Origin of the sequence: Xanthovirga aplysinae, assembly GCF_009711365.1 — a bacterium.
GTDB classification, from domain to species: Bacteria; Bacteroidota; Bacteroidia; order Cytophagales; family Cyclobacteriaceae; genus Xanthovirga; species Xanthovirga aplysinae.
Genome location: NZ_SMMB01000253.1, coordinates 1 through 858, shown reverse-complemented (window position 1 = coordinate 858; position 858 = coordinate 1). Strand labels below are relative to the sequence as shown.

The window sequence follows — 858 nt, the reverse complement described above, 5'->3', positions numbered from 1 at the left end:
AACCAATTTTTATGAAGAATTTTACTTTTTACTCAAATTCTAGTTGGCGTTTTAATTCAACCATTGAAACATCAATAAATAGCTTTCAAAAAAAGAAAAGGACCAAAAACACTTCTATCCCAAGAAGGACCTTTAAACAGCTAAAATACCTTACCCTTATTTTTTTTCTTGCTGGCTTAAGTCCATTTCAAACAGCCTTTGGGCAGAGTTCTTGGAATACTTTGCTAGGTGATTATGCTGGTCGCGACCTTACAGGTGATCAAAATACTCTTATAGGGTGGAATGTTGGATCTAGAGCCAGTGGAGATAACAATGTTATGGTAGGATTCCTTGCAGCACCAGGTAGCAGTAGTGGTAAGGAAAATGTTTTTGTAGGAGCTTATAGTGGATATGACCTTACTACTGGTTATGGTAATGCTTTTTTAGGAATGGAAACTGGAGCGCGGAACCAATCAGGTTTTCATAATACTTACATAGGAAGATCGGCGGGGCGTGATAATTTGACTGGTAATTCTAATGTTTTGGTGGGAGGTGAGGCCGGACTCCTATCTAATGGTTCCAACAATACTTTTCTAGGACATAGGGCAGGATACAATAATAAAGGAAACTTAAATATTTTTATAGGAAAATCGGCAGGATACAATGAATCGGGTAGCAATAAACTCTATATCGACAATACCGATACAACCACCCCTTTGATATACGGTGACTTTGCAGCAAACACTTTGACTTTTAACGGTAACACCAACACTACCGGCAATACAACAACTACAGGAGCCCTGATTTTTGGTAGTACAACTCGCCAGATGATTAATCTTTGGAACACTAATTATGGAATTGGTATACAGTCAGGTACCC

The 858-nt window shown here is 38.3% G+C and carries 1 pseudogene; it reads left to right on the top strand.

Going from position 1 to position 858, the window contains the following annotated elements:
- Positions 1-11: 11 nt before the first annotated feature.
- A pseudogene (locus E1171_RS00615) lies at positions 12-858 on the top strand (hypothetical protein); the annotation flags it as partial.